The 3,863-nt window shown below is 38.0% G+C and carries 2 protein-coding genes; both read right to left on the bottom strand.

What is annotated here, in order from left to right; all coding sequences use genetic code 11:
- Positions 1-1,340: two-partner secretion domain-containing protein (locus ACP6PK_RS03225; RefSeq protein ID WP_426557706.1), on the bottom strand; the 1,340-nt coding region annotated here is incomplete at its 3' end.
- A gap of 861 nt (positions 1,341-2,201) precedes the next feature.
- Positions 2,202-3,566: an MATE family efflux transporter gene (locus tag ACP6PK_RS03220; protein ID WP_426557704.1), complete on the bottom strand. Its 1,365-nt coding sequence runs from the start codon at positions 3,564-3,566 to the stop codon at positions 2,202-2,204.
- Positions 3,567-3,863: the final 297 nt, after the last annotated feature.

The raw sequence follows: 3,863 nt of genomic DNA, 5'->3' as shown, positions 1-3,863 counted from the left end.
GAAACTTCAACAAACCCTCCATCTCCAGAATTTTCTCCACCTTTAGCACTAATATTTCCCGCAAAATCAGTAATTCCATCAGACCAAATTATTACTCTTCCTCCATCTCCATTTGTAATAGTATCCGCAGAAATAAATGAATTATTATTGACAAAAGTTTGCTGAGAATTAGGAACAATTCCATTACCTTGAAAGTCGCCTCCTATTAATACAGTTCCTCCACCATTTAAACCATCGGCGTTGATATTGCTGTTGAGGAGAGCTACCCGTGAACCTAATACGTTAACTTGGCCTCCGGTATTAGATCCCCCCTGACCCCCCTTGTTAAAGGGGGAACTGGATTCGATCGCCCTTCCATCCTTATTAAAAAGGGGAATACTATTCATGTCCCCCCCTTCGTAAGGGGGGTTAGGGGGGATCGACACGTTGATACTTCCAGAGACAATAGCATCTCCTGGAGTATTTGCAACTAGAGTATTTGAATCTGTCAATACTATTTCACCATTAGCATTAACTATGACAGATGTGGCCTGAGCTATTTCCCCACCTGTTAAAAGTCTTGCTAAAGATAAGGGGGTGATAGAAATATTTTCCCCATTCTGTAGGGACGTTGCATCCAACGTCTCTACTTCTAAACTTAATAAATATCCCGGTTGAGATATTCTTAAGACACTACCACCTTCTACTGCTGCAACGGTAATATTACCTCCTGCTGTAGAGAGTTCCCCAGTATTAATAACCGTTCCACCTAATAAAGTGAGATTTTCTCCAGGGTTTAAACTTAAATTTCCTTCGTTAACTATAGCGCCTGGGTTAGATACGTTAAATCTATAGCCACTGGGGTTTCCGACTAAATTTGAATAGTCGTTTGTTCCCATTGCTTTAAACCAGTAGTTGTTATTGTCAAAACCTATACCTGTGGCAGTCGTAACGCTGAATGAAGCGGGTATGTTGAGGCTGGCGTTTGGGCCAAACATTATGCCTGCGGGGTTCATCAGGAAGAGGTTGGAATTACTGCCTAGGACTTGAATTAAGCCGTTAATGTATGAAGCGTTGCCTCCTGTGACTCGACCTAGAATATTCTGAGTGTCTGGAGTGGTAAGGAAATTAGCGGTTTGGTTGGTGGGGACGTTAAATTTGTCGAAACTATGGAAGAGGTTAGCCCCACTCTGAGTCCCACCTTGGATATTAAATTGGTTGCTGTTTTGATTTACGGTTGTACCTGTACCGTCGTTTGCCGGAGTTATGGGTTGAGATTTAGCGGGGGGTGCTGCTGCCAATGAGCCTAAAATTATAGTCAGAGCAGTTATACTGTAAGATTCTAATATATTAGTTTTCATCATAAACTTCTGTAATTGTGTTATTTATTTTCAGTTACTGGAGAGTACAAAGTTATTCAAAAAAAATGAGTTAATATCAAAGCTAAAAGTATTACTAGAAAAGGCTTGTAGCACATACACTTCTTAAAGTTCGAGTTTGTTACCTTAAGATAGCTGAAAGCTTTAGCTAGCAATAGTTTTTCCCAGAAGTTTGTACTGTCTAGCTGATAATTTTTTTTCTAGCAATTAAGGTAGGGTGGGTTTTGCTACGCAAGAAGAAAAGCGGGAGAATTTTATCATGGGGTAGTCGAGTTAATATTGTTCCCGCATCAGGCAGCAATACAAGGAGATATTTGTGCTGTTTTACTGTGCAAATATTTCTCTAACTTGACAAATTTATATCCTCATTACCAATAGAGTTAAGAATAGAAGGTTACAGTTAGAGTTTACCATTTTTCTATAGCTTCCGTAACTTGACTATAAAAAAAGATGTAGTCAACCTGATTATTCTCTTTCCTTCATCATGTTGTCAATTTCCTGAATCTCCTTAACCCTTATTAAGTTCCTGAATCTCCTTAAAATCCATATACAATTAATTAGTTTAGTATCATAAAGTCTTTGTTTGTAGAATTGCTATAGCCCTAAGAGCTGAATATTTTCAGGGCTAGAGCAATTATATAAGCTTAATTATTAGCTATTAGAGAATTTACCAAAAATACTAGACTCCTTATTAACTCAGGCATTAATGGTATCAATAAAAATGTCTATTTTTGAGCATTAAATAAGCTATCAAGCCTCCCCTTATAAAGGGGATAAAAAAAGAAAATTAAGTATTTTAAGCTTCCTACAGAAATAGGAGGTACTGTTAACCGATAACTGAAATTACTGGTTTGTTACTAATTGTTTTGCTTCTATCAAATTGTCGAGACTAAAATTTTTATGATTCCAAAAATAAGCTCCAATACCAACTGCCAAATTAGCAAAACAAGCAGCAGCAAAAATACCATTTATCCCAAATAACCAACTTCCCAAATATGCCAAAGGTACATATAAAAACAACATCCTTGTGATAGTCATTACCATAGAAGGTAAAGGTTTTCCCAAAGCATTAAAAGTCACACTAGAAATTAATATAATTCCCGCAGCACCATAACTAATAGGTACTATCAATAGATATTTAGCAGCCACTTCGACAACTTCCGGATCTTTATCAAAAACAGAAGCAACCCAACTCCCACCTATACCGAGAGCGATCGCTTCCATAACTCCCCAAAACAGACAAAACTGAAACCCTAAGCGTAAACCCAAATACACGCGGTCATACTTTTTCGCTCCCCAATTTTGCCCGACAAACGGACCGAAACTAGCAGATAATGCAAGTGGCACAATAATAGAAAACATTTCTACCTTAGAAGCAACACCAAAACCTGCTACTGCAGCAGTGCCATAACTTGCCATCAAGCTAGTAATAAAAGTAAGAGAAATTGGCGTAATCATATTTGTACCTGTGGCAGGTATACCTATATAAAGGATATTTTGGCAATTTCGGAGGAGAAGCTTAAAATTAGGCAACTCCCAAGAAATCATTTGTTCGCGGTAGTGGAGAACAAACAAAGAAGCTAGTAAAGTAGTCGCCCTACTAATAACAGTTGCTAATGCTGCTCCTTGCAACCCCATCGCTGGAATTGCACCTACTCCAAAAATAAATATTGGGTCTAGCACAGCATTGACAATACCTGCTACAGTCATCACTACACTGGGAATTAATGTATTACCAGCAGCGCGAATAGCACTATTACCTACCATTGGCACTACTATAAAAATTACCCCCAGATACCAAATTTCCATATATTGTCGAATTAGAGGCAGAATTTCTGCTTTTGCGCCTAATGCAGTAAATATGGGGTCAATAGTTGTTAAACCTAAAACTACCAAAATTGCCACTATTAGTAGGGATACAGTTAAACTGTCAGTGGTAAGTCGCTTGACTTTGTAGCGGTTTCCTTCTCCAATAGCTCTAGATATAACAGAAGCAGCACCTGTTCCCAAACCCATTGACACACTACCTAATAATGTTACTACTGGGAAAGTGAAGCTCATTGCTGCTAGCTCTTTTGTTCCAAGTTGACCGACAAAGTAGGTATCAACAATATTGAAACCTATGACCGCAAATACTCCCCAAACTATAGGCAGTGTTAGCTTTAGTAGGAGTGGGCCGATCCTATCTTCTGTTAGTTGTTGTTGCATAATGATTTTATAAATGGGTTTTCTTTACAAAACTTTACCATTTATTTTAAGTTTGGGCAACTTCATCTAAATTTTCCACAACACAATAAATAAACAGAGTATAAAAAATAAGGTAGTTCTGGATAGTAATGTTCAACAATTAATAATTAATATTATGTCCGGTAGCATTGGTATTGTAAGGCAGAAGGCAGAAGGCAGAAGGTTTAAAAGCCTGAAAAAACAACTTAAGTTTCCTATAGAAGCCCTAAGCGTATCTCCGCAAAGGTAAGGGTTTTTGGCTCTTGAGTCAGTCCTCAG

This window comes from Dapis hubbardiae BLCC-M172 (assembly GCF_050016015.1).
Classification (GTDB): Bacteria; Cyanobacteriota; Cyanobacteriia; order Cyanobacteriales; family Microcoleaceae; genus Trichodesmium.
The sequence above is the reverse complement of the archived record's forward strand: the minus strand, read 5'-3'. Positions and strand labels throughout refer to the sequence as shown.

Excerpts from the sequence above, each read along its gene's own strand:
- ACP6PK_RS03220 (WP_426557704.1), bottom strand. The coding sequence starts at position 3,566 with ATGCAACAACAACTAACAGAAGATAGGATCGGCCCACTCCTACTAAAG.